The 24123-nt window shown below is 32.7% G+C and carries 39 protein-coding genes; 31 read left to right on the plus strand and 8 right to left on the minus strand.

Annotated features, from left to right (window positions below):
• Positions 1-118 precede the first annotated feature (118 nt).
• The 8 genes from HN894_04200 to HN894_04235 form a co-directional block, all read right to left on the minus strand.
• The gene (locus HN894_04200) at positions 119-301 is read right to left on the minus strand and encodes a hypothetical protein (GenBank protein ID MBT7142518.1); all 183 of its coding nucleotides are present in this window, start codon (positions 299-301) and stop codon (positions 119-121) included.
• Positions 302-465: 164 nt separating this feature from the next.
• Positions 466-1713 (minus strand): DUF1015 domain-containing protein, encoded by a 1248-nt coding sequence (locus HN894_04205; protein ID MBT7142519.1) that lies wholly within the window; start codon positions 1711-1713, stop codon positions 466-468.
• Positions 1714-1760: 47 nt separating this feature from the next.
• On the minus strand, positions 1761-2684 hold the full coding sequence (locus HN894_04210; GenBank protein MBT7142520.1) for a 3-phosphoglycerate dehydrogenase: 924 nt from the start codon (positions 2682-2684) through the stop codon (positions 1761-1763).
• Positions 2685-2701: 17 nt separating this feature from the next.
• Entirely contained in the window at positions 2702-3772 is a 1071-nt protein-coding gene (gene serC / locus HN894_04215) for a 3-phosphoserine/phosphohydroxythreonine transaminase (protein MBT7142521.1), read from the minus strand.
• 130 nt (positions 3773-3902) lie between these two features.
• Positions 3903-5240, minus strand: a complete 1338-nt coding sequence (locus HN894_04220; GenBank protein ID MBT7142522.1) for a saccharopine dehydrogenase — start codon at positions 5238-5240, stop codon at positions 3903-3905.
• A gap of 206 nt (positions 5241-5446) precedes the next feature.
• Entirely contained in the window at positions 5447-5668 is a 222-nt protein-coding gene (locus HN894_04225; protein ID MBT7142523.1) for a DUF2795 domain-containing protein, read from the minus strand.
• A 134-nt stretch (positions 5669-5802) separates the two neighbouring features.
• Positions 5803-6345, minus strand: a complete 543-nt coding sequence (locus HN894_04230) for a cob(I)yrinic acid a,c-diamide adenosyltransferase (GenBank protein MBT7142524.1) — start codon at positions 6343-6345, stop codon at positions 5803-5805.
• 131 nt (positions 6346-6476) lie between these two features.
• Complete coding sequence (locus HN894_04235) at positions 6477-7184, minus strand: ABC transporter ATP-binding protein (protein MBT7142525.1); 708 nt, start codon at positions 7182-7184, stop codon at positions 6477-6479.
• Between the two features lie 512 nt (positions 7185-7696).
• On the opposite strand from HN894_04235, the gene HN894_04240 reads away from it, so the two are divergent.
• From HN894_04240 to rpsD, 31 genes are read left to right on the plus strand one after another with little or no spacing between them, the layout of a single operon-like run.
• A complete protein-coding gene (locus HN894_04240) occupies positions 7697-8077 on the plus strand; it encodes a 30S ribosomal protein S12 (GenBank protein MBT7142526.1) in 381 nt (126 codons plus the stop codon).
• Positions 8078-8099: 22 nt separating this feature from the next.
• On the plus strand, positions 8100-8576 hold the full coding sequence (gene rpsG / locus HN894_04245; GenBank protein ID MBT7142527.1) for a 30S ribosomal protein S7: 477 nt from the start codon (positions 8100-8102) through the stop codon (positions 8574-8576).
• A 17-nt stretch (positions 8577-8593) separates the two neighbouring features.
• Complete coding sequence (gene fusA / locus HN894_04250; protein MBT7142528.1) at positions 8594-10702, plus strand: elongation factor G; 2109 nt, start codon at positions 8594-8596, stop codon at positions 10700-10702.
• A 14-nt stretch (positions 10703-10716) separates the two neighbouring features.
• Entirely contained in the window at positions 10717-11022 is a 306-nt protein-coding gene (gene rpsJ, locus HN894_04255) for a 30S ribosomal protein S10 (GenBank protein MBT7142529.1), read from the plus strand.
• Between the two features lie 51 nt (positions 11023-11073).
• Positions 11074-11694 carry a 50S ribosomal protein L3 gene (rplC, locus tag HN894_04260; protein ID MBT7142530.1) on the plus strand — a complete coding sequence of 207 codons (621 nt, stop codon included), beginning with the start codon at positions 11074-11076 and terminating at the stop codon, positions 11692-11694.
• Entirely contained in the window at positions 11694-12323 is a 630-nt protein-coding gene (gene rplD / locus HN894_04265; GenBank protein ID MBT7142531.1) for a 50S ribosomal protein L4, read from the plus strand. The genes rplC and rplD overlap by 1 nt, the downstream gene beginning before the upstream one ends.
• An 8-nt stretch (positions 12324-12331) precedes the next feature.
• On the plus strand, positions 12332-12622 hold the full coding sequence (gene rplW / locus HN894_04270; GenBank protein MBT7142532.1) for a 50S ribosomal protein L23: 291 nt from the start codon (positions 12332-12334) through the stop codon (positions 12620-12622).
• A 51-nt stretch (positions 12623-12673) separates the two neighbouring features.
• Positions 12674-13495, plus strand: a complete 822-nt coding sequence (gene rplB, locus HN894_04275) for a 50S ribosomal protein L2 (GenBank protein MBT7142533.1) — start codon at positions 12674-12676, stop codon at positions 13493-13495.
• Positions 13496-13536: 41 nt separating this feature from the next.
• Positions 13537-13803 (plus strand): 30S ribosomal protein S19, encoded by a 267-nt coding sequence (rpsS, locus tag HN894_04280; GenBank protein ID MBT7142534.1) that lies wholly within the window; start codon positions 13537-13539, stop codon positions 13801-13803.
• Positions 13804-13829: 26 nt separating this feature from the next.
• A complete protein-coding gene (gene rplV / locus HN894_04285) occupies positions 13830-14243 on the plus strand; it encodes a 50S ribosomal protein L22 (GenBank protein MBT7142535.1) in 414 nt (137 codons plus the stop codon).
• A gap of 10 nt (positions 14244-14253) precedes the next feature.
• Positions 14254-14952 (plus strand): 30S ribosomal protein S3, encoded by a 699-nt coding sequence (gene rpsC / locus HN894_04290; GenBank protein MBT7142536.1) that lies wholly within the window; start codon positions 14254-14256, stop codon positions 14950-14952.
• Positions 14953-15001: 49 nt separating this feature from the next.
• Complete coding sequence (gene rplP / locus HN894_04295; protein ID MBT7142537.1) at positions 15002-15430, plus strand: 50S ribosomal protein L16; 429 nt, start codon at positions 15002-15004, stop codon at positions 15428-15430.
• 6 nt (positions 15431-15436) lie between these two features.
• Entirely contained in the window at positions 15437-15640 is a 204-nt protein-coding gene (gene rpmC, locus HN894_04300; protein ID MBT7142538.1) for a 50S ribosomal protein L29, read from the plus strand.
• An 11-nt stretch (positions 15641-15651) separates the two neighbouring features.
• The gene (gene rpsQ / locus HN894_04305; protein ID MBT7142539.1) at positions 15652-15909 is read left to right on the plus strand and encodes a 30S ribosomal protein S17; all 258 of its coding nucleotides are present in this window, start codon (positions 15652-15654) and stop codon (positions 15907-15909) included.
• Between the two features lie 2 nt (positions 15910-15911).
• Positions 15912-16280, plus strand: coding sequence for a 50S ribosomal protein L14 (gene rplN, locus HN894_04310; protein MBT7142540.1), 369 nt, complete (start codon positions 15912-15914; stop codon positions 16278-16280).
• An 18-nt stretch (positions 16281-16298) separates the two neighbouring features.
• Entirely contained in the window at positions 16299-16625 is a 327-nt protein-coding gene (gene rplX, locus HN894_04315; GenBank protein ID MBT7142541.1) for a 50S ribosomal protein L24, read from the plus strand.
• Entirely contained in the window at positions 16625-17179 is a 555-nt protein-coding gene (gene rplE, locus HN894_04320; protein MBT7142542.1) for a 50S ribosomal protein L5, read from the plus strand. Before rplX ends, rplE begins: the two co-directional genes overlap by 1 nt.
• A 5-nt stretch (positions 17180-17184) precedes the next feature.
• Positions 17185-17454 (plus strand): 30S ribosomal protein S14, encoded by a 270-nt coding sequence (gene rpsN / locus HN894_04325; protein ID MBT7142543.1) that lies wholly within the window; start codon positions 17185-17187, stop codon positions 17452-17454.
• A 42-nt stretch (positions 17455-17496) separates the two neighbouring features.
• A complete protein-coding gene (gene rpsH / locus HN894_04330) occupies positions 17497-17892 on the plus strand; it encodes a 30S ribosomal protein S8 (protein MBT7142544.1) in 396 nt (131 codons plus the stop codon).
• Positions 17893-17910: 18 nt separating this feature from the next.
• Positions 17911-18465, plus strand: coding sequence for a 50S ribosomal protein L6 (gene rplF / locus HN894_04335; GenBank protein MBT7142545.1), 555 nt, complete (start codon positions 17911-17913; stop codon positions 18463-18465).
• 20 nt (positions 18466-18485) lie between these two features.
• Entirely contained in the window at positions 18486-18845 is a 360-nt protein-coding gene (locus HN894_04340; protein MBT7142546.1) for a 50S ribosomal protein L18, read from the plus strand.
• A gap of 5 nt (positions 18846-18850) precedes the next feature.
• A complete protein-coding gene (gene rpsE / locus HN894_04345; protein MBT7142547.1) occupies positions 18851-19360 on the plus strand; it encodes a 30S ribosomal protein S5 in 510 nt (169 codons plus the stop codon).
• A 46-nt stretch (positions 19361-19406) separates the two neighbouring features.
• On the plus strand, positions 19407-19586 hold the full coding sequence (gene rpmD, locus HN894_04350; GenBank protein MBT7142548.1) for a 50S ribosomal protein L30: 180 nt from the start codon (positions 19407-19409) through the stop codon (positions 19584-19586).
• Positions 19587-19609: 23 nt separating this feature from the next.
• Positions 19610-20056, plus strand: coding sequence for a 50S ribosomal protein L15 (gene rplO / locus HN894_04355; GenBank protein MBT7142549.1), 447 nt, complete (start codon positions 19610-19612; stop codon positions 20054-20056).
• A gap of 4 nt (positions 20057-20060) precedes the next feature.
• The gene (gene secY / locus HN894_04360; GenBank protein MBT7142550.1) at positions 20061-21398 is read left to right on the plus strand and encodes a preprotein translocase subunit SecY; all 1338 of its coding nucleotides are present in this window, start codon (positions 20061-20063) and stop codon (positions 21396-21398) included.
• Between the two features lie 22 nt (positions 21399-21420).
• Complete coding sequence (map, locus tag HN894_04365; protein MBT7142551.1) at positions 21421-22197, plus strand: type I methionyl aminopeptidase; 777 nt, start codon at positions 21421-21423, stop codon at positions 22195-22197.
• Between the two features lie 11 nt (positions 22198-22208).
• On the plus strand, positions 22209-22430 hold the full coding sequence (infA, locus tag HN894_04370) for a translation initiation factor IF-1 (protein MBT7142552.1): 222 nt from the start codon (positions 22209-22211) through the stop codon (positions 22428-22430).
• Between the two features lie 18 nt (positions 22431-22448).
• Positions 22449-22565 (plus strand): 50S ribosomal protein L36, encoded by a 117-nt coding sequence (gene rpmJ / locus HN894_04375; protein ID MBT7142553.1) that lies wholly within the window; start codon positions 22449-22451, stop codon positions 22563-22565.
• Positions 22566-22623: 58 nt separating this feature from the next.
• Entirely contained in the window at positions 22624-23007 is a 384-nt protein-coding gene (gene rpsM, locus HN894_04380) for a 30S ribosomal protein S13 (GenBank protein ID MBT7142554.1), read from the plus strand.
• A gap of 12 nt (positions 23008-23019) precedes the next feature.
• The gene (gene rpsK, locus HN894_04385; GenBank protein MBT7142555.1) at positions 23020-23412 is read left to right on the plus strand and encodes a 30S ribosomal protein S11; all 393 of its coding nucleotides are present in this window, start codon (positions 23020-23022) and stop codon (positions 23410-23412) included.
• A 54-nt stretch (positions 23413-23466) separates the two neighbouring features.
• The gene (gene rpsD, locus HN894_04390; GenBank protein ID MBT7142556.1) at positions 23467-24075 is read left to right on the plus strand and encodes a 30S ribosomal protein S4; all 609 of its coding nucleotides are present in this window, start codon (positions 23467-23469) and stop codon (positions 24073-24075) included.
• The last annotated feature ends 48 nt before the right edge of the window (positions 24076-24123 follow it).

The raw sequence follows: 24123 nt of genomic DNA on the forward strand, positions 1-24123 counted from the left end.
ATCCTACAAAGATAAAAAGAATATACCAACAAAAAAGTCGATTCGAGGACTACGGAGACTTTTTTAAACGCATATGTGGTATGTTAAGCTATTATGATTGCAAAAAGTTAAAATAGAGTTAATATTTATGACTTTTAGAGGCTAAAGAATCGTATTGCTTGGTTTCCAGAAATGTATTCATGTTTTCAATGAATTCTGGAATTTGAGATTTAAAAATATCTACCATTTCTACAATTATATCTTTACTACCATCCGACATACTTTCCAAATATGTAAGATCAACGTAATTATATTTAGCCATTTTTAATAAAATTTAATTATTGAAACGAAAATCGTATTAAATATTTAAGTTTATATACTCTAATTAAATGCAATATTATAAAAATATTTTTATAATATTAATTATTAATAGAAATATAAATTGTTAAAAGAAAATCTTATTTGTTTTTCAAATAGGATTTTATTTTAATCTAAAGAATGAATGACCAAACCACTACGAAGTTTTGGTTCGAACCATGTAGTTTTTGGTGGCATAATGTTTCCTGTATCTGCAATATCAATAAGTTGCTTCATCGAAACCGGATACAAAGCAAATGCTACTGCCATTTCTCCACAATCAACTCTTTCTTTCAATTCTCCCAAACCTCTTATTCCTCCAACAAAATCTATTCTTTTAGATGTTCGTAGATTTTTAATATCTAAAATGTTATCTAAAACTAATTTTGATAATATAGTAACATCTAAAACTCCGATAGGATCATTATCGTCATAGGTGCCGACTTTCGCTGTAAGCGAATACCATTTTCCGTTCAGATACATGCTGAAATTATGAAGTTCATTTGGTTTATATATTTCCGAACCTTTTTCCTTAATATCAAAAACTGAATTGAGTTTTTCAAATAATTCGTTTTCCGTTAAACCATTCAAATCTTTTACAACTCGATTATAATCAATTATTGACAGTTGATTGTCGGGAAAATGAACAGCTAAAAAATAATTATATTCTTCTTCGCCGGTATGATTCGGATTGTTAAGTTTCTTCTCATTTCCAACTAAAGCGGCGGCGGCAGTTCTGTGGTGTCCATCAGCCACATATGTTGAAGGAACTTTTGTAAATAAATCGGTAATTCTCTTTATTATGTTTTTGTCATCTATCGCCCAAAAATGATGTCCAAAACCATCATCGGCAGTGAAATCGTAATCTGTTATATTGTTTTGCGTAAATTTTTCAACAATCTCATCAATTTCTGCAACAGCGGGATAGGTAAAGAAAACGGGCTCAATATTCGCATTATTTATACGAACATGTTTCATTCGGTCTTCTTCCTTATCGTTTCTTGTAAGCTCGTGTTTTTTTATTACATTGTTCAAATAATCTTCAACTGCTGCACAGCCTACAATTCCGTATTGTGTTCTTCCATCCATTGTTTGAGCATAGATATACAAACAATCTTTTTTGTCCTGAACTAAAAATCCTTTCTCTTGAAACTTCGTGAAATTTTCAAAGGCTTTGTTATAGACCGGTTCTGAATGCACATCAATTTTAGACTCAAAGTCAATTTCAGGTTTGATAATATGTAGTAAAGAATGCTCGTTTCCTTTTGCTTCAATTCGTGCTTCTTCTGAGTTTAATACATCGTATGGTCGTGATGCTACTAATTTTGCTAATTCTTTGGGAGGTCGTATTCCTTTAAATGCTTTTAGTATTGCCATTTTATTTAATTTTATTAACTGGTTTTAGTTTAATAGTTTCTAAAGGCTTAGTTAACTTTGAAAGTGGTATCACCGTTTGCGAAGAAATTGATTATTTGATTTGCAGCCGCTAATCCAGCATTTATATTGGCTTCGGCAGTTTGAGCTCCCATTTTTTTTGGTGTGAAGAAAAATTGGTTAGGAAATTTTTCTGCAATCTCGTCTTTACAATCTGGTGCTATATCTGATATGTAACTAAAATCAGTTCTTTCGGCAAGCAACTTCATTAGAGATTCTTCACAAACTACTTCTTTTCTTGCTGTATTAACAATAAAGGCATTTTTTGGCATCATCGACATTAAATCATAGTTTATAGATTTTTTTGTCTTTTCATTTGCCGGAATATTTAATGATACATAATTGCAAGTTTTGTAAAGCTCTTCTACTGAATTTAATGGAATAACATCGTCTTTACTAATATCTTCGTCGCTGATGAATGGATCAAAAGCATAAACTTTCATTCCAAATCCTTTAGCTATTTTTCCTATCAACCGACCGACATTTCCATAGGCATGTATTCCTAATGTTTTATCTTTTAGTTCTGTTCCTGATTTACCATTAAAGCCATTTCTTGCATTAAAGACCATCATTCCGAGAGCAAGTTCAGCAACTGCATTAGAGTTTTGCCCAGGTGTATTCATTGCAACAATATTTTTTTCCGTTGCTGCCTGAAGGTCAATATTGTCGTATCCTGCACCTGCACGAATAATTATTTTTAAGTTTTTCCCAGCTTCGATTACTTCTCTTGTAGCTTTGTCACTTCTAATTATCAAAGCATCGGCATCTTCCACTGCTTTTACAAAATCATCTTGTTTTTCGTATTTTTCGAGAAGTTGAATTTCGTAATCAGATACTTTTTCAAAAACTGATTTTATGCTTGAAACTGCTGCCGCAGCAAATGGTTTAATGGTTGCAATTAAAACTTTTTTCATGTTAATTGATTTTAAAATTAAATTTTCTCTTCGTATTCTCTCATTACATCAACAAGGGCTTGAACGCTGTCAATCGGTAAGGCATTGTAGGTAGAAGCTCTAAATCCACCAACTGATCTATGGCCTTTTATTCCTATCATTCCCATGCTTGTTGCATAATTGAAAAATTCTTTTTCCAAATCTTTGTATTCATCGTTCATCACAAAGCAAATATTCATAATAGAACGGTCTTCTTCGTCTGCAACTGCAGCTTTAAAAAGAGGATTTCTATCTATTTCGTCGTATAACAAATTTGCTTTTTTGAGGTTGTTTGCATGAACAGCTTCAAGTCCGCCTTGTGCTTTCAACCATTTCAATGTTTGAAGAGCAGCAAAAATTGGGACACATGGTGGTGTGTTGAACATAGATTCTTTATCGATATGTGTTCGATAATCTAACATGGTTGGAATTGTTCTATCAACTTTACCCAAGGCAGATTCTTTAACAATAACGAAAGTTACACCAGAAGGAGCAAGATTTTTTTGTGCACCACCATAGATTAATGTGTATTTTGAAACATCCATTGGACGACTAAAAATATCTGAGGACATGTCTGCAATTAATGGAATATTGATGTCCATGTCGTATTTAATCTCCGTTCCGTAAATTGTGTTATTGGTCGTGATATGGAAATAATCTGCATCGGCAGGTATTTCATAATTTTTAGGAATATAGTTGTATGTTGCTTCTTTCGATGATGCAACTTCTACCATTTCGCCAAAGTTTTTTGCTTCTTTCTGAGCTTTCGCTGCCCATGAACCTGTATTTAGATACGCAGCTTTTTTGTTCATTAAATTAAAAGGTATCATCGCAAATTGTGTGCTTGCACCTCCTCCGAGAAATATGACCTTATATCCTTCCGGAATATTTAATAGTTCTTTGAATAATGCTACTGCTTCGTCAACTACCGCTACAAATTCTTTACTGCGGTGTGAAATTTCCATGATGGACAAACCTGTTCCTGCAAAATTTTGCAAAGCTTTGGCTGTTTCATCTATCGTAAACTGTGGCAAAATTGATGGACCAGCGTAAAAATTATGTTTTTTCATAGGATAATTTATTAAATATTAAAAAATTCAAAATTTTCTGCAATATGCAAATTATTTCTTTTATTATAAATGATTTATTAAATGTTTTAACTTTTTTCAAACGGTCATTGAGAAATTATTTTGTACCAAATTACTGAATGTTCTCGCTAAGCGGCAAACCGTATTCTTCAATCATTTTTATATTTAGTTCTTCAAGCGAATCAAGAATTGGATGGTATATTTCTGGAATGACAGGTATATGTACTCCAGTAGCTTTTATTTTTCCTTCGAGCAACATTTTCACTGCTACTGCTGCTGGGAGTGCAACGGTTCTTGCTACAGAAGTATCTGTTTGCAATGTGCCAAAATCGATTAACCGAGATTTTATAACTTCTTTTTTATTGTTTTCATAACTTGCTACAAATGTGTGCTGCATTACTACCATATCTCTCTCTTCTTTGCCAATCATCATTTTATCTATCATCAAATCGGAAGTGATCTCAAAAGCAGAGTTTTCTTCGCATCCTATCAGTTTATCTTCAAATAATCCTAACCACTCTATTGCAATTATTGGATTTGAGTTTATTGAAACTTCTAAGTAATCGGCTACTTTTTGTTTTAAGTTTTGGGAGTTGTCGGTTCCAATCATTTTGGCCATGAATTCAGCATATGTTTTACCATTTAAATTTATTTTATCGTTGTTGAGTAAATTCAAAGCTTTTATTGCATCAATAACTTCGCACCATTTTTGATATCTGAAAGTTCCGCGATAGATTGTTTTTGTTTCTGGAATTCCGTACAAATCTATATATGATAGTGAGTCTCTGTTGGGATATACTTCTAATTCGCCTATTTCAGGGAAGTCAATTTTGATTGGATTTTTGAAAAGGTTTTCAGTATCAACATAAACTTCTTTACCTTTTAACAAATACTTCCCATCATTGTTTCCGGCCATTACTACTCCTTTTGGAGCCCAAGTAAACTTATAATTAAATGGGTTTTTTTCTACTTCTGGAGCTACTAAGGCTCCACAAATTGAGTAGAATTCTTCTATTTGCCCTCCTTTTTCATGAACATTTTCAATTATCCGCATGGCAGACATATGGTCGATTCCCGGATCTACACCTAATTCATTAAGAATTATTACACCGGCTTTTTTTGCTTCGTCGTGAAGTTCTTTCATTTCTTTTTTCACATACGAAGTGGTAACCATATTTTTTTTGTGTTCTATACAAAGTTTAGCCACCATAAGATGAAATCCATAGGGTAGCAAACTTACGGTAATATCATTATCTGCAACTAATTTGCTGAGCGTGGATTCATCGTCTGCTGTCCAGGCTATTGAGGTTCCGTTTTTATGACCTGCTATTAATTTCTCTGCATCGGTTTTGAATTGGGTGGCAACTGTTACTTTTATATCAGAGTTTAATAAATACTGAATGATTGGATTTGCAACCATTCCTGCACCCAAAATGAGGACTTTTTTCATATTGATTTCAACTATTAATTTTTGAACAATTTAAATGGCAAAATTAAAATTATTTCAAATGAAAAAATAAAATATTTGAAATAATTTATTGTGTAAAAAAAATAATAACTTGTTTACTTAGTGGTAATTATGAAACAAACAAAAAGCCTAAAAATAAAAAAAGCTACCTTAAATAAATAGGTAGCTTCAAATTCTTCTTAAAATGATTAGTACTCATCTTCGTTGAAGAAGAAATCATCTTTGCTAGGATAGTCGGGCCAGATATCTTCAATGCTGTCGTAAACATCTCCTTCGTCCTCAATTTCCTGCAAATTTTCTATTACCTCAAGAGGCGCACCGCTTCTAATACCAAAATCAATTAATTCGTCTTTGGTTGCAGGCCATGGTGCATCTTCTAATTTTGAAGCTAATTCAAGTGTCCAATACATAGCTACAATATTTTTTGGTTAATAATTCCTTTTTTAAAAGGCGGCAAATATAAAAATTATAAATTACAAAACAATCTATTGAAAAAAAAAATATAAATTTACTTATATTGCTGAAATACAGTATGATAAAATAATTATTTCTCCCATGTAATTTCTTCAAGCTTAAAATATTTGCTTAATTTTCGAGATAAAACAAATAAAAAGTCTGATAATCGATTAATATACATTGGTATTTGATCTTCAACAGATTCGTTTTGCATAAGTTCTACGATTTTTCTTTCGGCTCTACGACAAATGCTTCTGGCTACATGGCAAATCCCAACAACTGAGTTTCCTCCTGGTAAAATAAACTTTGTCATTGTTGGCAAATTTTTTTCAAAAAGGTCTATTTGTTTTTCTAAATAATCAATATCTTTTTCAGAAACTTTTGGAAGATTTTCCGAAACATCAGGATTGTCGCTTGCAAGATTCGAACCTATTGTAAATAAAATATTCTGTATTTTTTTTAGGTCTTCCTTTATCGAAAATTCAATAGATTGTGAGCCGAGCAAGCCTATATATGAATTTAATTCATCGATTGTTCCATAAGCTTCAAATCTGATATGATTTTTCGGAAGTCTTTTTCCTCCTATCAAAGAAGATGATCCATGGTCTCCTGTTTTTGTATAAATTTTCACCTTATATATAATGTATGTTTTTTTTATTTTTAGTTGATTATTTTTAATTTATAATCTAAAATTGAATGATGAGTGTTGACAATTGGTTGAAATATATTATAAATTATTATTTATGCCAATTAACTACTAAATTAGTCTTTAGTAGTTAACTCTGTTAATTTATCAGAAGCAATCTGTCCATCAATAAGTCTAATGATTCTTTTGGCATATTGAGCAATATCTTCTTCATGAGTAACAATAATTATTGTATTTCCTTTTTCATGAATTTCTTTAAAAAGTTTCATCATTTCTATCGATGTTTTTGAATCTAAATTTCCTGTAGGTTCGTCTGCAAGAATTATTGATGGATGATTGACGAGTGCTCTTGCCATTGCAACTCGCTGGCGCTGACCTCCGGAAAGTTCATTTGGTTTATGTAAAACTCTGTCAGAAAGTCCTACACTTTCTAAAACTTCATTTGCTCTTTCAATTCTTTGTTGTTTCGATTTTCCTGCATAAATAAGAGGTAGCATAACATTTTCTAAAGAATTGTATCGTGGCAAAAGATTAAATGTCTGAAAGACAAATCCAATTTCATTATTTCTTATTTCTGCAAGATTGTCGTCATTCAAATGACTTACATCTGTTCCATTCAGAACATAGTTACCATTTGTTGGAGTATCGAGGCAACCTATAATATTCATCATTGTTGATTTTCCTGAACCAGATGGTCCCATGATAGCAACATATTCACCTTTTTTTATTTCAATAGAAACACCTCTCAGTGCTTTTACTACTTCTGTTCCTACCTTATAATACTTCTTTATTTCCTTAAATGTGATTACAGATTTATTGTCCATTTTCTTGAATTTTTCAGCTAAACTATTACAGTATTTTCTAATCAACAAAAATATTATTATTTTATTGTAATGATTTAATCATTGCAAAAAAGTTTAGTATTTTAAGAAATTTCTACAAATTGAACGGACTTTTAAAAATACCTCAAGAAATGTGAAAATGTCGGGATGACTGTATTAAACTCATTTTCAATACTATTATTGATAATTTATTAATATGCAATATTTATATGACAAATGATTTTTCATATTTAATATTAAAATTTTACGATTTAAATCTTTCAGTTTTGAATAGAATTTTTCACTTTTTTGCCTTCGAAACTTTGTGTTTTAAGAAGATATTACAAATTTGTAAAAAAAAAGATATTAACAATATGTTTTATACGTCTAAATATCAGGTATATAATTAAGACTTATCATTAATGAAATTTTATTTATATTATTCTTGTTTTTAAAAAATATAATCTATCTTTGCAAGCCAAATTTGGAAAAAAGTTTTTAATTAATATTGTATTATGCCTACTATTCAACAATTAGTTAGAAAAGGAAGGAAAGAGATTATCGTAAAAAATAAGTCAAGAGCTTTAGATGCTTGTCCTCAACGAAGAGGTGTTTGTCTGAGAGTTTATACAACCACACCCAAAAAACCTAATTCTGCAATGCGAAAAGTTGCTAGAGTAAGATTAACAAATGGAAATGAAGTGAATGCTTATATTCCAGGTGAAGGTCATAATCTTCAGGAACACTCAATAGTATTAATCAGAGGTGGAAGAGTAAAAGACCTTCCTGGAGTTCGGTACCATATAATAAGAGGTGCACTTGATACTACCGGAGTTGAAGGAAGAACTCAAAGGCGTTCGAAGTACGGAACAAAAAGACCAAAGGTTAAAAAATAAGAATCATTGAAATTATTATAATATGAGAAAGTCAAAACCAAAAAAGGCACGAAGGCTACCAGATCCTAAATTCAATGATCTTCTAGTAGCAAGATTTGTGAATGATTTAATGGTAGATGGAAAGAAAAGTATTTCATTGAAAATATTCTATGATGCTCTTGATATTGTAGATAAAAAGATGGAAAAAAACGAGATGTCGCCTATAGATATTTGGAAGAAATCTTTAGAAAACATTACTCCGGCTGTTGAAGTAAAAAGCCGACGAGTTGGTGGTGCAACGTTTCAAGTTCCAATGGAAATCAGACCAGATAGAAAAGTTTCTATAAGCATCAAAAACATGATTATGTATGCCAGAAAAAGGAGCGGAAGATCAATGGGTGAAAAATTGGCTAACGAAATCATTTCTGCATACAACGAAGAGGGTGGTGCTTTTAAGAAGAAAGAAGATACACACAGAATGGCAGAAGCAAACAAAGCTTTCGCACATTTCAGGTTTTAATCTGTTTCTATTTTAAAATGAATATTGACCTGAAACATAATAGAAACATTGGCATTGCTGCTCACATTGATGCTGGTAAAACAACAACTACCGAAAGGATTTTGTTTTATACCGGTTTGACTCATCGAATTGGTGAGGTAGATGACGGAGCTGCAACAATGGATTGGATGATTCAGGAACAAGAAAGAGGAATTACGATTACCTCAGCTGCAATTACAACATATTGGCACTATCTTAAACAAAAACACAAAATTAACATCATTGATACTCCCGGACATGTCGATTTTACTGTTGAAGTTGAAAGATCTTTGAGAGTCTTGGACGGAGCTATTGCTATTTTTTGTGCAGTAGGTGGTGTCGAACCACAGTCTGAAACAATTTGGCGACAAGCAAATAAGTATAATGTACCAAGAATTGCATTTGTTAATAAAATGGATCGCTCAGGTGCCGATTTTATTGGTGTTGTCAGTCAAATAGAAAAAAAATTATCTGCAAAAGCAATTCCACTGCAAATACCGATTGGAGCTGAAGAAGATTTCATTGGTGTAATTGATTTAATTGAAAACAAAGCAATAGTTTGGGATAGTGAAGATACTTCAGGTCTCAAATTTGAATATGAAGAAATACCAGAAGAATATAAAGCCGAAGCTTTAGAATGGAGAACAAAACTGGTAGAAGGTGTTGCAGAACATAGAGACTATTTGCTCGAAAAATATCTTGATAATCCCAATTCAATCACCAAAGAAGAAATGATTGAAGTAATTAGGGAAGCAACTGTAGATTTAACAATTGTACCGGTTTTATGTGGTTCTGCTGCAAAAAATATTGGTATCCAACCTTTAATTGATAGCATAGTTTGTTTTTTGCCAAATCCTTTAGATAGAGGTGCAACAATTGGAATAAATCCCAGAACAAATTCTGAAGTTTTCCTAAAACCTGAAGAAGAAGAACAACTATCAGGTTTAGTTTTTAAAATTGCCACAGACCCATACTTTGGAAAATTAGCATTCCTTCGAGTTTATTCAGGAAATTTAAATGCAGGAAGTGTTATTTATAATACCAGAACAAAAAGACGTGAGAGAGTTTCTCGAATATTTCAAATGCACGCAAACAAACAAAATTCTATTAATAAGATAAGTGCTGGAGATATTGGAGCAATTGTTGGATTAAAGAATATACGAACCGGAGACACGCTAAGCAACGATAAATTCCCGCTACTATTAGAATCAATTACTTTTCCTCAACCAGTTCTTGGAGTTGCAATTGAAGCAAAAACACAAGACGATGTAGAAAAACTTTCGATGGCTCTCAGCAAACTATCTGAAGAAGATCCAACTTTTCAAGTGAGTACAGATCCTGATTCTGGCCAGACAATAATTAGCGGCATGGGCGAGCTTCATCTCGAAATTATAATTGACAGAATGCAACGCGAATATAATATCGAATGTAGTCAAGGGATTCCACAAGTTGCATATAGAGAGGCAATTACCTCTAATCATAAATTACGAAAAGTATATAAAAAGCAATCAGGCGGAAAAGGTAAATTTGCCGATTTTACATTTGAAATGTCTCCATGTAAAAATGGAGAAATAGGCTTAGAGTTTATTGATAAAACCAAAGGGAACATAATTCCAAAAGACTTTGTGTCAGCAATTGAAAAAGGCTTTAAAGAATCAATGTCGAACGGACCAATAGGAGGATTTCCTATAAATAGCGTAAAGATTGAATTAATTGATGGTGCATATCACGATGTAGATTCAGATGCCCTCTCTTTCGAAATTGCTGCCAAAATTTCATTTAAAGAAGCATTTGCAAGAGCAAATCCTGTGTTGTTAGAACCCATAATGAGTGCAGAAGTTAGTACACCGGAGATTTGTCTCGGAGATATTATTGCTGATTTTAATAAACGTCGAGGAAAAATCGAAGGAATGGAAGATAAAAAGGACTTTAAAACTATAAAAGCTAAAGTTCCTTTGTCAAAGACTTTTGGATATGTAACTGATCTAAGAACATTAACCTCAGGGCGAGGAAACTCAAGCATGGAATTTTCGCATTTCGAAAAAGTACCCGATGCTATTGAGAAAGATTTGATAAATAAGATAAAAGGAATATATAATTACGAATAATTAATTAATATAAAATGAGTCAGAAGATTAGAATAAAATTAAAATCTTACGATCATAACTTGGTAGATAAATCTGCTGAGAAGATTGTTAAAACTGTAAAAACAACGGGTGCGGTCATTAGCGGCCCAATTCCATTGCCAACTCACAAAAGAATTTTTACTGTTTTGCGCTCACCGTTTGTAAACAAAAAATCAAGAGAACAATTTCAATTATCTTCATATAAGAGATTATTAGATATTTACAGTTCTACTGCAAAAACTATTGATGCTCTTATGAAATTGGAATTACCAAGCGGAGTTGAAGTAGAAATAAAAGTATAATAATAATTGGCAACAATTAAAAAAGTATCAATTAAAATTAAATAATAAAAAATGCCAGGATTAATAGGAAAAAAAATCGGAATGACTTCGATTTTCAGTGCCGAGGGTAAAAATATACCATGCACTGTTATAGAGGCTGGTCCTTGTTTTGTTACACAAATCAAGACTAAAGCCAAAGATGGTTACGATGCAGTCCAGATAGCATTTGGTGAAAAAAAACCGAAACATAGCAATAAAGCTATGATTGGTCATTTCAATAAAGCAAATACAGGACCTAAGAGTAAACTTCACGAATTTAGAGGAGTTTTTGATCATCTTAAATTGGGTGATGTTTTGAAATTAGAAGAAGTTTTGAAACATGACCGCTGGATAGATGTTACAGGAATTTCTAAAGGAAAAGGATTTCAGGGAGTTGTAAAAAGATATAATTTTAAAGGAGTAGGAGATGCTACGCACGGACAACACAATCGCTTAAGAGCACCAGGTTCTTTGGGTGCTTCTTCATATCCTTCAAGAGTTTTCAAAGGCATGAGAATGGGTGGTAGAATGGGTGGAGATCAAGTGATGATGATTAATCTTAGCATCGTTGAAAAAATGCCTGAGAAAAATTTGTTAGTTGTAAAAGGCTCTGTCCCAGGTCCAAATGGTTCATTTTTAATTATCAATAAGTAATGGAAACAGCAATATATAACATAGCAGGCGAAGATACCGGAAAAAAGATAGAGTTAAACGAATCTATTTTTGGTATTGAACCAAACGACCATGCCATTTATTTGGATGTGAAACAATACATGGCAAATAATCGTCAAGGTACACATAAATCGAAAGAACGAGCTGAAATAATTGGTAGTACCAGAAAAATAAAGCGACAAAAAGGAACAGGAACAGCCAGAGCTGGTAGTATCAAGTCGCCCCTTTTTCGTGGAGGTGGACGAGCATTCGGTCCTCGACCAAGAAATTATTATTTCAAACTGAATAAAAAAGTTAAACAGCTTGCAAGAAAATCTGCATTAAGCTATAAAGCTAAAAACGAGGGACTTATCATATTGGAAAACTTTAGTTTTGAGAAACCATCAACTAAAGAATTTGTAAATTTTGAAACAAATTTAAAAATAAATGACAAAAAATGTCTTTTAGTGTTATCCGAACAAAATAAAAACATATATTTGTCCTCCAGAAATTTAAAGGGCTCAAAAGTCGTAATGATTTCTGAACTAACAACATATGATATATTGGATGCTTCAGTTTTATTAGTTGTTGATAGTGCAATTGACGTTTTGGAGAGTTTTTTTAAGAAATAAGAAAGAAAATGGATATTATTATAAAGCCAGTAATTAGCGAAAAGATGACCACTTTGGGTGAAAAACTCAACAGATATGGTTTCATAGTTGATAAAAAAGCCAATAAAATTCAAATTAAAAAGGCTGTTGAAGATATGTATGGTGTGTCAGTAGAAGCTGTCAATACCATGATATACGGTGGAAAACCAAAATCAAGATTTACCAAAACCGGTGTAATCTCCGGAAAAACAAAAGCATACAAAAAAGCCATTGTAACTTTACTTGAAGGCGATAACATTGATTTTTATAGTAGTATTTAAGTGAAAAAATTGATTGATGCATAATTTAGCAAAAATCTTAAAATATTAAAAATGGGTTTACGAAAACTAAAACCAACAACACCAGGTCAAAGACATAAAATTGTAGGGACTTTTGATGAAATCACAGCATCGAAACCCGAAAAGTCTCTTATTGCGCCAATAAAAAAGAGCGGTGGAAGAAACAATGAAGGTAAAATGACTATGAGATATCTTGGTGGAGGCCATAAAAAAAGATATCGACTAATCGACTTTCTTAGAGAAAAAGAAGGAATAGCCAAAGTGAAAACAATAGAATATGATCCTAACAGAACAGCTAGAATTGCTTTAGTCGTTTATGGCGATGGAGAAAAAAGATATATTGTTGCTCCCAATGGATTACAAATTGACCAAGAAATAGTTTCCGGGAAAGGAGTTGCTCCTGAGGTTGGAAATTGCCTATTATTATCAGAAATTCCACTCGGAACAATTATTCACAACATTGAGCTTTATCCCAGTCAAGGTGCTGTTATTGCTCGTAGTGCTGGATCATATGCACAATTAATTTCTCGTGAAGGAAAATATGCTTTAATAAAAATGCCTTCCGGCGAAATTCGTAAAATTCTTATCACTTGTAAAGCCACAATTGGAGCTGTTTCTAATGCCGATCATCAATTAGAAAGGTCTGGAAAAGCTGGTAGATCTAGATGGTTAGGTAGAAGACCACGTGTGAGAGGAGTTGTAATGAATCCTGTAGATCACCCAATGGGTGGTGGAGAAGGTAGAGCATCAGGAGGATTGCCACGTTCAAGAAATGGTATCCCTGCAAAAGGTTTCAAAACTCGTGAAAAAAAGAAAGCTTCGAACAAATATATAATTGAGCGAAGAAAGAAATAGTATAAGTTGAAAAGATTAAATACTGACAAAAAATAATTAATATGAGCCGTTCATTAAAAAAAGGTCCATTCATTGATTTCAAATTAGAAAGAAAAATTGTTGCTCTAAATGAGACAAGCAAAAAAACTGTTGTTAAAACATGGGCAAGAAGTTCAATGATTTCTCCAGACTTTGTAGGGCATACTATAGCCGTTCATAATGGCAATAAATTTATTCCTGTTTATGTAACAGAAAATATGGTAGGACACAAATTAGGTGAATTTTCGCCTACAAGAACATATAGAGGACATACCAGTAAGAAAAAATAATAATTCGATAAAAGAAAACTGTAAAAATGGGTGCAAGAAAAAGACTCTCAGCAGAAATGCGTAACGAAGAAAAGGAAAAGTTGTTTTTCGCAAGTTTGCGAAATTGCCCTACTTCACCTCGTAAGATGCGATTAGTTGCCGATATGATTAGAGGACTTGAAGTAAATAAAGCTTTAGATATATTAAAATTTAGCTCTAAAGAAGCCTCAAAAAAAGTTGAAAAACTTTTATTATCAGCAATTTCAAACTGGCAAACAAAAAACGAAACAGAAAAAATTGAAGATCACGATTTATTTGTAAGTGAAGTATTTGTTGATTCAGCTCGAATGTTGAAAAGAATTCAACCAGCTCCACAAGGACGTGCTCATAGGATTAGAAAAAGATCTAACCATGTAACAATTTTTATAGATAGTAAAGTAACTAATGAAATTGAAAATTAAAAGAAATTAAATGGGACAAAAAGTTAATCCGATAAGTAATAGACTTGGAATCATCAAGGGATGGGATTCTAATTGGTTTGGCGGAAAAAACTATGCCGATAAATTATTCGAAGACGACAAAATTCGAAAATATTTAATGGCTCGTTTAGCAAAAGCAAGTATCTCAAGGATTATTATTGAACGAACATTAAAATTAGTTACTGTTACAGTCAATACGGCACGACCTGGAATTATTATTGGTAAAGGCGGACAAGAAGTAGATAAGCTGAAGGAAGAGTTAAAAAAAATTACCAAGAAGGAAGTACAAATAAATATATATGAAATAAAAAGACCTGAATTTGATGCAATAATTGTTGCGAATAATATTGCAAGACAAATTGAAGGAAAAATTGCATATAGAAGAGCAATAAAAATGGCAATTGCATCAACTATGCGAATTGGAGCAGAAGGAATAAAAGTTTTAATCTCAGGGCGATTGAATGGAGCAGAGATGGCACGTTCCGAGATGTATAAAGAAGGAAGAACTCCCCTACATACACTTCGAGCCGATATTGATTATGCTTTAGCAGAAGCACACACAAAAGTTGGATTAGTAGGAGTGAAAGTATGGATTTGCAAAGGTGAAATTTTTGGCAAACGAGATCTGTCGCCAAACATTGGCGTAACCGAACAAAAGAAAAAAGCACCTTCTTTTAAGAAAAGAAGATAAGCTTAAGGTATGCAATAATTACGATTTTAAATGTAATTTTTAGAAAGAAATGTTACAACCAAGAAAAACAAAGTTTAGAAAGCAGCAAAAAGGCAGAATGAAAGGAAACGCCAATCGGGGCAATCAATTAGCTTTCGGCTCATTCGGAATCAAAGCATTAGAGCAAACATGGATAACCGGAAGACAAATCGAAGCTGCTCGACAAGCTGTTACACGTCATATGAAACGTGAAGGACAAATTTGGATTAGAATTTTTCCGGATAAACCAATAACAAAAAAACCTGCTGAGGTTAGAATGGGAAAAGGTAAAGGAGCACCAGAACTTTTTGTTGCAAGAGTATCTCCCGGACGGATATTGTTTGAAGCAGAAGGAGTCCCTTTTGACATTGCAAAAGAAGCACTTCGACTGGCTGCACAAAAACTGCCCATAACAACCAAGTTTGTAGTAAGAAACGATTACGTAGAAAATTCAATATAATAAGCAATGAAAAATTCTGAAATTAGAGAATTAACAACAAAAGAGGTAATTGAACGAATAGATGAAGAAAAAAGCATCCTATCTCGTCAGAAATTGAACCACGCTGTTTCACCTTTAGATAATCCGATGAAAATAAAGGAAACAAGGAAAAACATTGCCAAACTGAAAACCGAATTACAAAAAAGAACTTTATCCGAAACTAACAAGTAAATTTAATTAAAATGGAAAAGAGAAATTTGAGAAAAGAATTTGTTGGTGTTGTTGTTAGCAACAAAATGGATAAATCTATTGTAATTGCAGTAAATAGAAAAATGAAACATCCCATCTATGGGAAGTACATAAAAAAGACAACAAAATTAGTTGCTCACGACGAAAAAAATGATTGCAATATTGGAGACACTGTGAAAATTATGGAAACACGTCCGTTGAGTAAAAATAAATGTTGGAGATTAGTAGAAATTGTTGAAAGAGTTAAATAATTATGATACAACAAGAAAGTCGATTATCGGTAGCCGACAATAGCGGTGCGAAAGAGGTTCTTTGCATAAATGTTCTTGGAGGAACCGGCAAAAAGTATGCTTCAATCGGAGATAAAATTGTAGTAACTGTAAAAGGTGCTATGCCCGGTGGCGAAGTGAAAAAGGGAATGGTTACAAGAGCTGTCGTTGTTAGAACCAAAAAAGAAGTAAGAAGACCAGATGGTTCGTACATTAGATTTGATGATAATGCTTGCGTATTGCTAAATCAGGCTGACGAAATTAGAGGAACTCGTATATTCGGCCCCGTAGCTCGCGAACTTAGAGACAAACAATATATGAAAATTATTTCATTAGCTCCTGAGGTATTATAATCTGAAAATATTTTGAAAATGCGAAAGAAACTACACATAAAAAAAGGAGATACTGTTATAGTTATTAGTGGTGAAGCTAAAGGACAAAAAGGAAAAGTACTTGAAGTAATAGCTAAAACCAATAAAGCTATTGTAGAACAAGTAAATTTGGTTTCGAGACATACAAAACCAAATGCAGAAAGTCCTAATGGTGGAATAATTAAAAAAGAAGCACCAATACATGTTTCAAATATTCTACTTGTTGATCCATCAACAGGCGAACCAACAAGAATTGGAAGAAGAATTAGTCCAAAAACAAATAAATTAGTTCGATACGCCAAAAAATCAGGAGAGGAGATAAAATAATGAAATATATACCAAACCTAAAGAAAAAGTATGACGAAGAAATAATTCCTTCATTGAAAAAGGAATTTGGTTATACATCAGTTATGCAAGTACCTAAATTAGAAAAAATTGTTCTTAATCAAGGTATTGGTAAAGCTGTCGCAGACAAAAAACTGTTAGATAATGCTACAAAAGAATTATCAGAAATATCAGGACAAAAAGCCGTTCAAACGGTTTCGAAAAGAGATATTTCAAATTTCAAACTAAGACGAAAAATGCCAATCGGAGCAAAAGTTACTCTTAGAAAAGAAAAAATGTATGAATTTCTTGACAGACTTATTTCTGCCTCCCTTCCACGAATTCGCGATTTTAGAGGTATAAATTTTAAATTCGACGGAAAAGGAAACTATTCATTAGGAATAAAAGAGCAAATAATCTTTCCTGAAATTGAAATTGACAAAATAAACAACATATTAGGTTTAGATATTACGTTTGTAACCACTGCAAGTACCGACGAAGAAGCCTACGCATTGTTAAAAGAATTTGGATTACCATTCAAAAATATTAAAAAGTAATAGAAATGGCAAAAGAATCAATGAAAGCACGCGAAGTAAAGCGTAAAAAATTAGTTGAAAAATATGCTGCAAAAAGAGCAAAATTGAAAGCTGAAGGAGATTATATTGGTTTAAGTAAACTTCCAAAAAACTCTTCTGCAATCAGAATGCACAACCGCTGCACACTTACCGGACGACCAAAAGGATATATGCGACAATTTGGATTGAGCCGTATTACTTTTAGAGAAATGGCTTCAGCCGGACTAATCCCGGGAATAAAAAAAGCTAGTTGGTAATATTCAATTTTTTAAGAAAACATAAATAAAACTTAATATAAAATGACCGACCCTATTTCAGATTTTCTGACTCGAATCAGAAATGCCATGATGGCAAAGCACAAGGTTGTCGATATTCCTTCAGCAAATATTAAAAAGGAAATTACAAAAATTTTGTACGAGAAAGGATATATTAGTAGCTATAAATTTGAGGACAATGAAGTTCAGGGAACTATAAAAATTGCTCTTAAATACGATCAAAAAACAAAAACTCCTGCTATAAAAAAACTTACAAGAATTAGTAAACCAGGTTTGAGAAAATATGTTGGAGTTGATTCAATTCCGAGAGTACTAAACGGACTTGGGATTGCTATTTTATCTACTTCGCACGGAGTCATTTCAGACAAAGAGGCAAAAGCCAAAAAAGTTGGTGGCGAAGTATTATGTTATGTATATTAATAATAGAAGAATATAGAAATGTCAAGAATAGGGAAATTACCAATAAATATACCCGAAAAGGTTGTTGTTAAAATTGATAAGAACAATCTTGTTACAATAAAGGGACCTATCGGAGAACTTTCTCAGGAAGTAAATCCGAAAATGAAGATAGAAATTGAAGACAATATCTTAACAATTATCAGACCTTCAGACGAAAAAGAAGATAAGGCATTACATGGTTTGTATCGTGCTCTTATTAATAATATGATTATTGGAGTCTCAAAAGGTTACGAATTGAAACAAGAAATAGTTGGAGTTGGATACAGAGCCGAATTTAAAAATGGAATTTTAGATTTAACGCTTGGATACTCACATCATATTTATTTCCAATTGCCAAAAGAGATTCAATGTGAAGCAACCACCGAAAGACGAAGCAATACGATCATCACCTTAAAAAGTCATGATAAGCAATTAATTGGTCATGTTGCTGCGAAAATCAGGTCGTTCAGAAAACCCGAACCATACAAAGGAAAAGGAATTAAGTTTGTTGGAGAAGAATTAAGAAAGAAAGCTGGTAAGGCTGCTAAAGTTTAATATTAGATTGAAAAATAAAGATGGCTTTAAATAAATTAGAAAGTAGAAAGAGAATAAAAATGAGAATCAGAAAAGTAGTTTCTGGTACTCAGGAAAAACCACGGATGTCTGTATTCAGAAGCAATAAGCAAATTTCTGTTCAAATTATTAATGATATCGATGGCAAAACAGTATTATCGGCATCATCATTGAATAAAACAATTGCAACACAAGAAGGAGTCAATAAAATTGCACAAGCTTCACTTGTCGGAAAACTTATTGCTGAAAAAGCTATAAACGCTGGAATTGCGACAGTAGTTTTTGACAGAAATGGCTATTTGTATCATGGGAGAGTAAAGAAATTGGCAGAAGCAGCAAGAAAAGCCGGACTTAAAATATAATTATCATGGAAGAAAAGAGAATAAGAACTAGTGATATAGATTTAATCGACAGATTAGTACACATTAATAGAGTTACAAAAGTTACTAAAGGTGGTAGGACTTTTAGCTTTGCAGCAGTGGTTGTTGTTGGAAACGAAAACGGAATTGTTGGCTGGGGAAAAGGAAAAGCAAGCGAGGTAACAACAGCAATTGCAAAAGGAGTTGAATCTGCCAAGAAAAATCTTGTTACAATACCTGTATTGAAAGGAACAATTCCTCACGAGCAGTATTCAAGTTTTGGAGGAGCTAAAGTTTTTATTAAACCTGCTTCAAACGGAACCGGAGTAAAAGCTGGTGGTGCAATGCGCGCAGTATTAGAGAGTGTTGGTATAAAAGACGTTTTGGCAAAATCTAAGGGCTCTTCAAATCCTCATAATTTGGTGAAAGCTACCTTAAAAGCACTTTTAGAACTTAGAGATGCACATACGGTAGCACAAACAAGGGGTATTACCTTAGATCAAGTATTTAATGGTTAATATTTTATAACAATTTTATTTTTGATACAGACAAACAATTATTAGAATGGCAAAATTAAAAATAACACAAAAAAAGAGTAGGATTGGTAGTACTCTCAGGCAGAAAAGAACACTCGATGCTCTTGGCTTAAGAAAAACCAATTCTGTTGTTGAAAAAGAGATAACTCCTCAAATTGAAGGAATGGTCAACAAAGTGAGACATCTTGTTGAAATTGAAGAAATTTAAAAATAATTAATTGTTATATAGAAATGGATTTAAGCAATCTAAAACCAGCAAAAGGTTCAGTTAAAAAAGGCAAACGAATTGGTAGAGGTCAAGGTTCAGGACGAGGCGGAACCTCAACTAGAGGACACAAAGGAGCCAAATCAAGATCAGGTTATTCCAAAAAAATTGGTTTTGAAGGTGGACAAATGCCATTGCAAAGACGAGTACCAAAATTTGGATTCAAAAATATAAATAGAAAAGAATTTAAAGGTATTAATATTGAAGCAATTCAAAAATTAGTTGATAAAGATGGCATTACTGTTTTTACAGATAAAGTTTTAGTTGATGCCGGTTTAGCCTCGAAAAATGATTTGATTAAGATATTAGGTGATGGCGAACTAAAGTCGAAAATAGAAATTAGTGCACATGCATTCTCAAAATCCGCACTTGCAGCTATTGAAAAATTAGAAGGAACAGCAATAAAACTTTAGATGAATGAAAGATTTTATAGAAACTATAAAAAACATTTTTAAGATTGAAGATCTTAGGGCTAGAATAATTACTACCTTAGGATTTATTCTTATCTACAGATTGGGTTCGTTTATTGTGATACCTGGAGTTGATCCATCTAAATTAGCAAGCCTACAAAATCAAACTGCCGACGGACTACTTGGACTATTAAATATGTTTTCTGGTGGAGCGTTTGGAAATGCTTCTATTTTTGCATTAGGAATTATGCCTTATATTTCTGCTTCCATTGTGATTCAGTTGTTAGGAATGGCAGTTCCATATTTTCAACGATTGCAGCGCGAAGGCGAAAGCGGAAGAAAGAAAATTAATCAAATAACAAGATATTTGACCGTTCTTATAACTGGTTTTCAAGCACCTACTTATATTGCAAACCTCAAGAGTCAATTACCTCCTGAAGCATTTACAATTTCAAGTACCTTTTTCTGGGTTACAGCAATTGTGATTCTTATAGCAGGTACTATGTTCATTATGTGGCTAGGCGAGAAAATTACTGATAAAGGGATTGGAAATGGAATTTCACTTATCATTATGATTGGTATTATTGCAAGATTACCATTTGCAATATTTGCAGAATTTGGTTCAAGACTCGAACAATCTGGCGGTGGATTAATTATGTTCCTTCTGGAAATAATTATTTTATTCTTCATTTTTATGGCAACAATTCTGCTCGTTCAGGGGACAAGAAGGATTCCTGTTCAGTATGCAAAAAGAATTGTTGGAAACAAGCAATATGGCGGTGTTCGTCAATACATTCCTTTGAAAGTTAATGCTGCTGGAGTTATGCCTATTATTTTTGCACAAGCAATAATGTTTGTTCCAATGGCAATTGCCGGTTATGGAGGAGAATCAATGTCAGGATTTGCTGCTGCTTTTTCCGATTATACTGGATTCTGGTATAATTTCACTTTTGCATTAATGATTATTGCATTTACATATTTTTATACTGCAATTACCATTAATCCAACCCAAATGGCTGAAGACATGAAGCGAAACGGAGGATTCATTCCTGGAGTAAAACCAGGTCGAAAAACCGTTGAATTTCTTGATACTATTATGTCAAGAATAACATTGCCAGGTTCAGTATTTTTAGCAATTATTGCCATTTTACCTCCAATTGCTATGATTGCAGGAGTAAACAATCAGTTTGCTCAATTTTTTGGAGGAACATCATTATTGATTTTAATAGGAGTTGTACTTGATACATTACAACAAATTGAAAGTCATTTGTTAATGCGTCATTACGATGGATTAATGAAATCTGGTAGGATTAAGGGAAGAGGCGGAAGAGCATCTGCAATGTAGTCCTTTTTTTAAGCGTTCTTTGATGATATATTTGAAAACCGATGATGAAATTGAATTACTTAGAATTAGTAATTTATTAGTTTCTGAAACTCATGCTCAAATTGCTCCTCTGATTAAACCTGGAGTTAAAACAATCGAATTAGATCGAATTGCTGAAGAGTATATTCGAGACAATAATGGAATTCCTGGATTTCTTAATTATAAGGGTTTCCCTAACACTTTGTGCACTTCGGTGAACGAGCAGGTTGTTCACGGAATTCCTTCTGATTATGAATTAAAAGATGGAGATATAATTTCGATAGATTGTGGAGTAATAAAAAATGGTTTTTATGGAGATTCGGCTTATACATTTGCTGTTGGTGAGATTAAAGAGGAAGTGAAGAAGCTTTTGGAAATTACTAAAGAATCACTATTAAAAGCCATAGAAGTTTCTGTTTCAGGTAATAGAATGGGTGATATTGGATTTGCAATACAAAACTATGTTCAAAGCTTTGGTTATAGCGTAGTACGCGAACTTACCGGACACGGAATTGGAAAAAATCTGCATGAAGACCCTGTTGTACCAAATTATGGTAAACGTGGGAGAGGATCGAAACTTAAGAATGGAATGGTGATTGCTATTGAACCTATGATAAACTTAGGAAAAAAAGAAGTGAAACAAGAAAAAGATGGATGGACTATTCGAACTGCGGATATGCAACCATCGGCACACTACGAACATTCAATTGCAATTAGAAATGGAAAAGCAGATATATTATCAAATTTTGCGTTAATTGAAGATGTTTTAAAAAATAAATAAATATAAATTGTATGGCAAAACAGCCCTCAATAGAACAAGATGGTACTATTATTGAAACTTTATCGAACGCAAGGTTTCGTGTCGAACTCGAAAATGGATATGTAATTTTGGCACATATCTCTGGAAAAATGAGAATGCATTACATAAAAATCCTTAAAGGAGATAAGGTTAAGATTGAAATGTCGCCATATGATTTAACTAAAGGACGAATTATTTTCAGGTATAAAAATTAGAATTAACAAAATATAATTATGAAAGTTAGAGCATCTGTAAAAAAGCGTAGTGCTGATTGTAAGATAGTAAAAAGAAAAGGAAGACTTTATGTAATTAACAAAAAGAATCCTCGCTTTAAACAAAGACAAGGATAATTTTTAGAAATATTACATTTGAAATTGAATAGAATTTAAACTTAAAATAAAAAAGTAAATTATGGCTAGAATAGTTGGAGTTGATATTCCGAACAATAAAAGAGGTGAAGTTGGATTGACCTATATATTTGGAATTGGACGAAGTTCTGCTAAATCTATTTTACAGAAAGCTGAAATTGATATAAACGTCAGAGTAAAAGATTGGGATGATAATCAATTAAATACTATCAGATCAATTATTAATGATGATTATAAAATTGAAGGAGAGCTTAGGTCAGAAAATCAATTAAATATTAAACGATTGATGGACATAGCAAGCTATCGTGGCATTAGGCACAGAACCGGAATGCCGGTACGTGGACAGAAAACAAAAAATAATGCACGTACCCGAAAAGGAAAAAGAAAAACTGTAGCAAATAAGAAAAAAGCAACTAAAGGTTAATAAATAGTAATTATGGCAAAGAAAAGAACTGTATCTGCTAAGAAAAGAGTTGTTAAAATTGAGCCTGTTGGTCAAGCTCACATTAAAGCCTCCTTTAACAACATTATCATTTCTCTGACAAATAATCAAGGACAAGTAATATCTTGGGCTTCAGCAGGAAAGATGGGTTTTCGCGGATCAAAGAAAAATACTCCTTATGCTGCTCAAATAGCCGCCGCTAATTGTGCTAAAACAGCTTACGATCTAGGATTAAGAAAAGTAAAAGTTTATGTAAAAGGACCTGGGGCAGGCAGAGAATCAGCAATGCGATCGATTCATAGTACCGGTATTGAAGTTACTGAAATTGTTGATGTTACTCCATTACCTCACAATGGCTGTCGTCCACCAAACAGACGAAGAGTATAATTAAACAATTCGTTTTAAGTATTTTAAATATTAATTTATAATTGAAAAATAAAGATGGCAAAATATATTGGACCAAAAACTAAAATAGCAAGAATATTTGGAGAACCAATTTTTGGACCCGACAAGGCATTAGAAAAGAAAAACTACCCTCCAGGACAGCACGGTAACAATAAACGTAGAAAAAAACCTTCAGTCTATGGAATTCAGCTTAAAGAAAAACAAAAAGCTAAACGGACTTATGGAGTACTTGAAAAGCAATTTTTAAACTTATTTAAAAAAGCATCTGGAATAAAAGGAATTACAGGTGAAATTTTGCTTCAATTGCTTGAATCTCGTTTAGATAATGTGGTTTATAGAATGGGATTAGCCCCTACTCGAAGCGGAGCACGACAACTGGTTGGACACAGACATATAATTGTTAACAACGAAGTTTGCAATATTCCTTCACGACAAGTTAAACCTGGCGATATAATTGGAATTCGTGAAAAATCTAAATCTATGGAATCAATTCAAGATTCTTTGTCCTCAGCAAGTCATTCAGCTTATTCTTGGATAGAATGGGATAATGAATTGTCGGCCGGAAAATTTATGAATACTCCAGAAAGACAAGAAATACCTGAAAATATAAAAGAACAACTTATTGTTGAATTGTATTCTAAATAAGCTTAAAATATTTTTAGATAATAAAATAGCATTTGTTTTAATAAAAGA

This window comes from Bacteroidota bacterium (assembly GCA_018692315.1).
In the GTDB taxonomy this organism is placed as follows: domain Bacteria; phylum Bacteroidota; class Bacteroidia; order Bacteroidales; family JABHKC01; genus JABHKC01.

What these genes read in the sequence shown, in the direction of transcription:
- HN894_04200 (MBT7142518.1), bottom strand. Translation starts at nt 301, where the DNA reads ATGGCTAAATATAATTACGTTGATCTTACATATTTGGAAAGTATGTCG.
- rpsG (MBT7142527.1), top strand. Translation starts at nt 8,100, where the DNA reads ATGAGAAAGTCAAAACCAAAAAAGGCACGAAGGCTACCAGATCCTAAA.
- map (MBT7142551.1), top strand. Translation starts at nt 21,421, where the DNA reads ATGATATATTTGAAAACCGATGATGAAATTGAATTACTTAGAATTAGT.
- rpsQ (MBT7142539.1), top strand. Translation starts at nt 15,652, where the DNA reads ATGGAAAAGAGAAATTTGAGAAAAGAATTTGTTGGTGTTGTTGTTAGC.
- rplE (MBT7142542.1), top strand. Translation starts at nt 16,625, where the DNA reads ATGAAATATATACCAAACCTAAAGAAAAAGTATGACGAAGAAATAATT.
- serC (MBT7142521.1), bottom strand. Translation starts at nt 3,772, where the DNA reads ATGAAAAAACATAATTTTTACGCTGGTCCATCAATTTTGCCACAGTTT.
- rplF (MBT7142545.1), top strand. Translation starts at nt 17,911, where the DNA reads ATGTCAAGAATAGGGAAATTACCAATAAATATACCCGAAAAGGTTGTT.
- rplV (MBT7142535.1), top strand. Translation starts at nt 13,830, where the DNA reads ATGGGTGCAAGAAAAAGACTCTCAGCAGAAATGCGTAACGAAGAAAAG.
- rplO (MBT7142549.1), top strand. Translation starts at nt 19,610, where the DNA reads ATGGATTTAAGCAATCTAAAACCAGCAAAAGGTTCAGTTAAAAAAGGC.
- HN894_04225 (MBT7142523.1), bottom strand. Translation starts at nt 5,668, where the DNA reads ATGTATTGGACACTTGAATTAGCTTCAAAATTAGAAGATGCACCATGG.
- HN894_04205 (MBT7142519.1), bottom strand. Translation starts at nt 1,713, where the DNA reads ATGGCAATACTAAAAGCATTTAAAGGAATACGACCTCCCAAAGAATTA.
- rpmC (MBT7142538.1), top strand. Translation starts at nt 15,437, where the DNA reads ATGAAAAATTCTGAAATTAGAGAATTAACAACAAAAGAGGTAATTGAA.
- rplX (MBT7142541.1), top strand. Translation starts at nt 16,299, where the DNA reads ATGCGAAAGAAACTACACATAAAAAAAGGAGATACTGTTATAGTTATT.
- rpsC (MBT7142536.1), top strand. Translation starts at nt 14,254, where the DNA reads ATGGGACAAAAAGTTAATCCGATAAGTAATAGACTTGGAATCATCAAG.
- rplC (MBT7142530.1), top strand. Translation starts at nt 11,074, where the DNA reads ATGCCAGGATTAATAGGAAAAAAAATCGGAATGACTTCGATTTTCAGT.
- fusA (MBT7142528.1), top strand. Translation starts at nt 8,594, where the DNA reads ATGAATATTGACCTGAAACATAATAGAAACATTGGCATTGCTGCTCAC.
- rpsK (MBT7142555.1), top strand. Translation starts at nt 23,020, where the DNA reads ATGGCAAAGAAAAGAACTGTATCTGCTAAGAAAAGAGTTGTTAAAATT.
- HN894_04210 (MBT7142520.1), bottom strand. Translation starts at nt 2,684, where the DNA reads ATGAAAAAAGTTTTAATTGCAACCATTAAACCATTTGCTGCGGCAGCA.
- rplW (MBT7142532.1), top strand. Translation starts at nt 12,332, where the DNA reads ATGGATATTATTATAAAGCCAGTAATTAGCGAAAAGATGACCACTTTG.
- secY (MBT7142550.1), top strand. Translation starts at nt 20,061, where the DNA reads ATGAAAGATTTTATAGAAACTATAAAAAACATTTTTAAGATTGAAGAT.
- HN894_04220 (MBT7142522.1), bottom strand. Translation starts at nt 5,240, where the DNA reads ATGAAAAAAGTCCTCATTTTGGGTGCAGGAATGGTTGCAAATCCAATC.
- infA (MBT7142552.1), top strand. Translation starts at nt 22,209, where the DNA reads ATGGCAAAACAGCCCTCAATAGAACAAGATGGTACTATTATTGAAACT.
- HN894_04240 (MBT7142526.1), top strand. Translation starts at nt 7,697, where the DNA reads ATGCCTACTATTCAACAATTAGTTAGAAAAGGAAGGAAAGAGATTATC.
- HN894_04235 (MBT7142525.1), bottom strand. Translation starts at nt 7,184, where the DNA reads ATGGACAATAAATCTGTAATCACATTTAAGGAAATAAAGAAGTATTAT.
- rplD (MBT7142531.1), top strand. Translation starts at nt 11,694, where the DNA reads ATGGAAACAGCAATATATAACATAGCAGGCGAAGATACCGGAAAAAAG.
- HN894_04340 (MBT7142546.1), top strand. Translation starts at nt 18,486, where the DNA reads ATGGCTTTAAATAAATTAGAAAGTAGAAAGAGAATAAAAATGAGAATC.
- rplB (MBT7142533.1), top strand. Translation starts at nt 12,674, where the DNA reads ATGGGTTTACGAAAACTAAAACCAACAACACCAGGTCAAAGACATAAA.
- rpsH (MBT7142544.1), top strand. Translation starts at nt 17,497, where the DNA reads ATGACCGACCCTATTTCAGATTTTCTGACTCGAATCAGAAATGCCATG.
- rpmJ (MBT7142553.1), top strand. Translation starts at nt 22,449, where the DNA reads ATGAAAGTTAGAGCATCTGTAAAAAAGCGTAGTGCTGATTGTAAGATA.
- rpsE (MBT7142547.1), top strand. Translation starts at nt 18,851, where the DNA reads ATGGAAGAAAAGAGAATAAGAACTAGTGATATAGATTTAATCGACAGA.
- rplP (MBT7142537.1), top strand. Translation starts at nt 15,002, where the DNA reads ATGTTACAACCAAGAAAAACAAAGTTTAGAAAGCAGCAAAAAGGCAGA.
- rpsD (MBT7142556.1), top strand. Translation starts at nt 23,467, where the DNA reads ATGGCAAAATATATTGGACCAAAAACTAAAATAGCAAGAATATTTGGA.
- rpmD (MBT7142548.1), top strand. Translation starts at nt 19,407, where the DNA reads ATGGCAAAATTAAAAATAACACAAAAAAAGAGTAGGATTGGTAGTACT.
- rpsJ (MBT7142529.1), top strand. Translation starts at nt 10,717, where the DNA reads ATGAGTCAGAAGATTAGAATAAAATTAAAATCTTACGATCATAACTTG.
- rplN (MBT7142540.1), top strand. Translation starts at nt 15,912, where the DNA reads ATGATACAACAAGAAAGTCGATTATCGGTAGCCGACAATAGCGGTGCG.
- rpsS (MBT7142534.1), top strand. Translation starts at nt 13,537, where the DNA reads ATGAGCCGTTCATTAAAAAAAGGTCCATTCATTGATTTCAAATTAGAA.
- rpsN (MBT7142543.1), top strand. Translation starts at nt 17,185, where the DNA reads ATGGCAAAAGAATCAATGAAAGCACGCGAAGTAAAGCGTAAAAAATTA.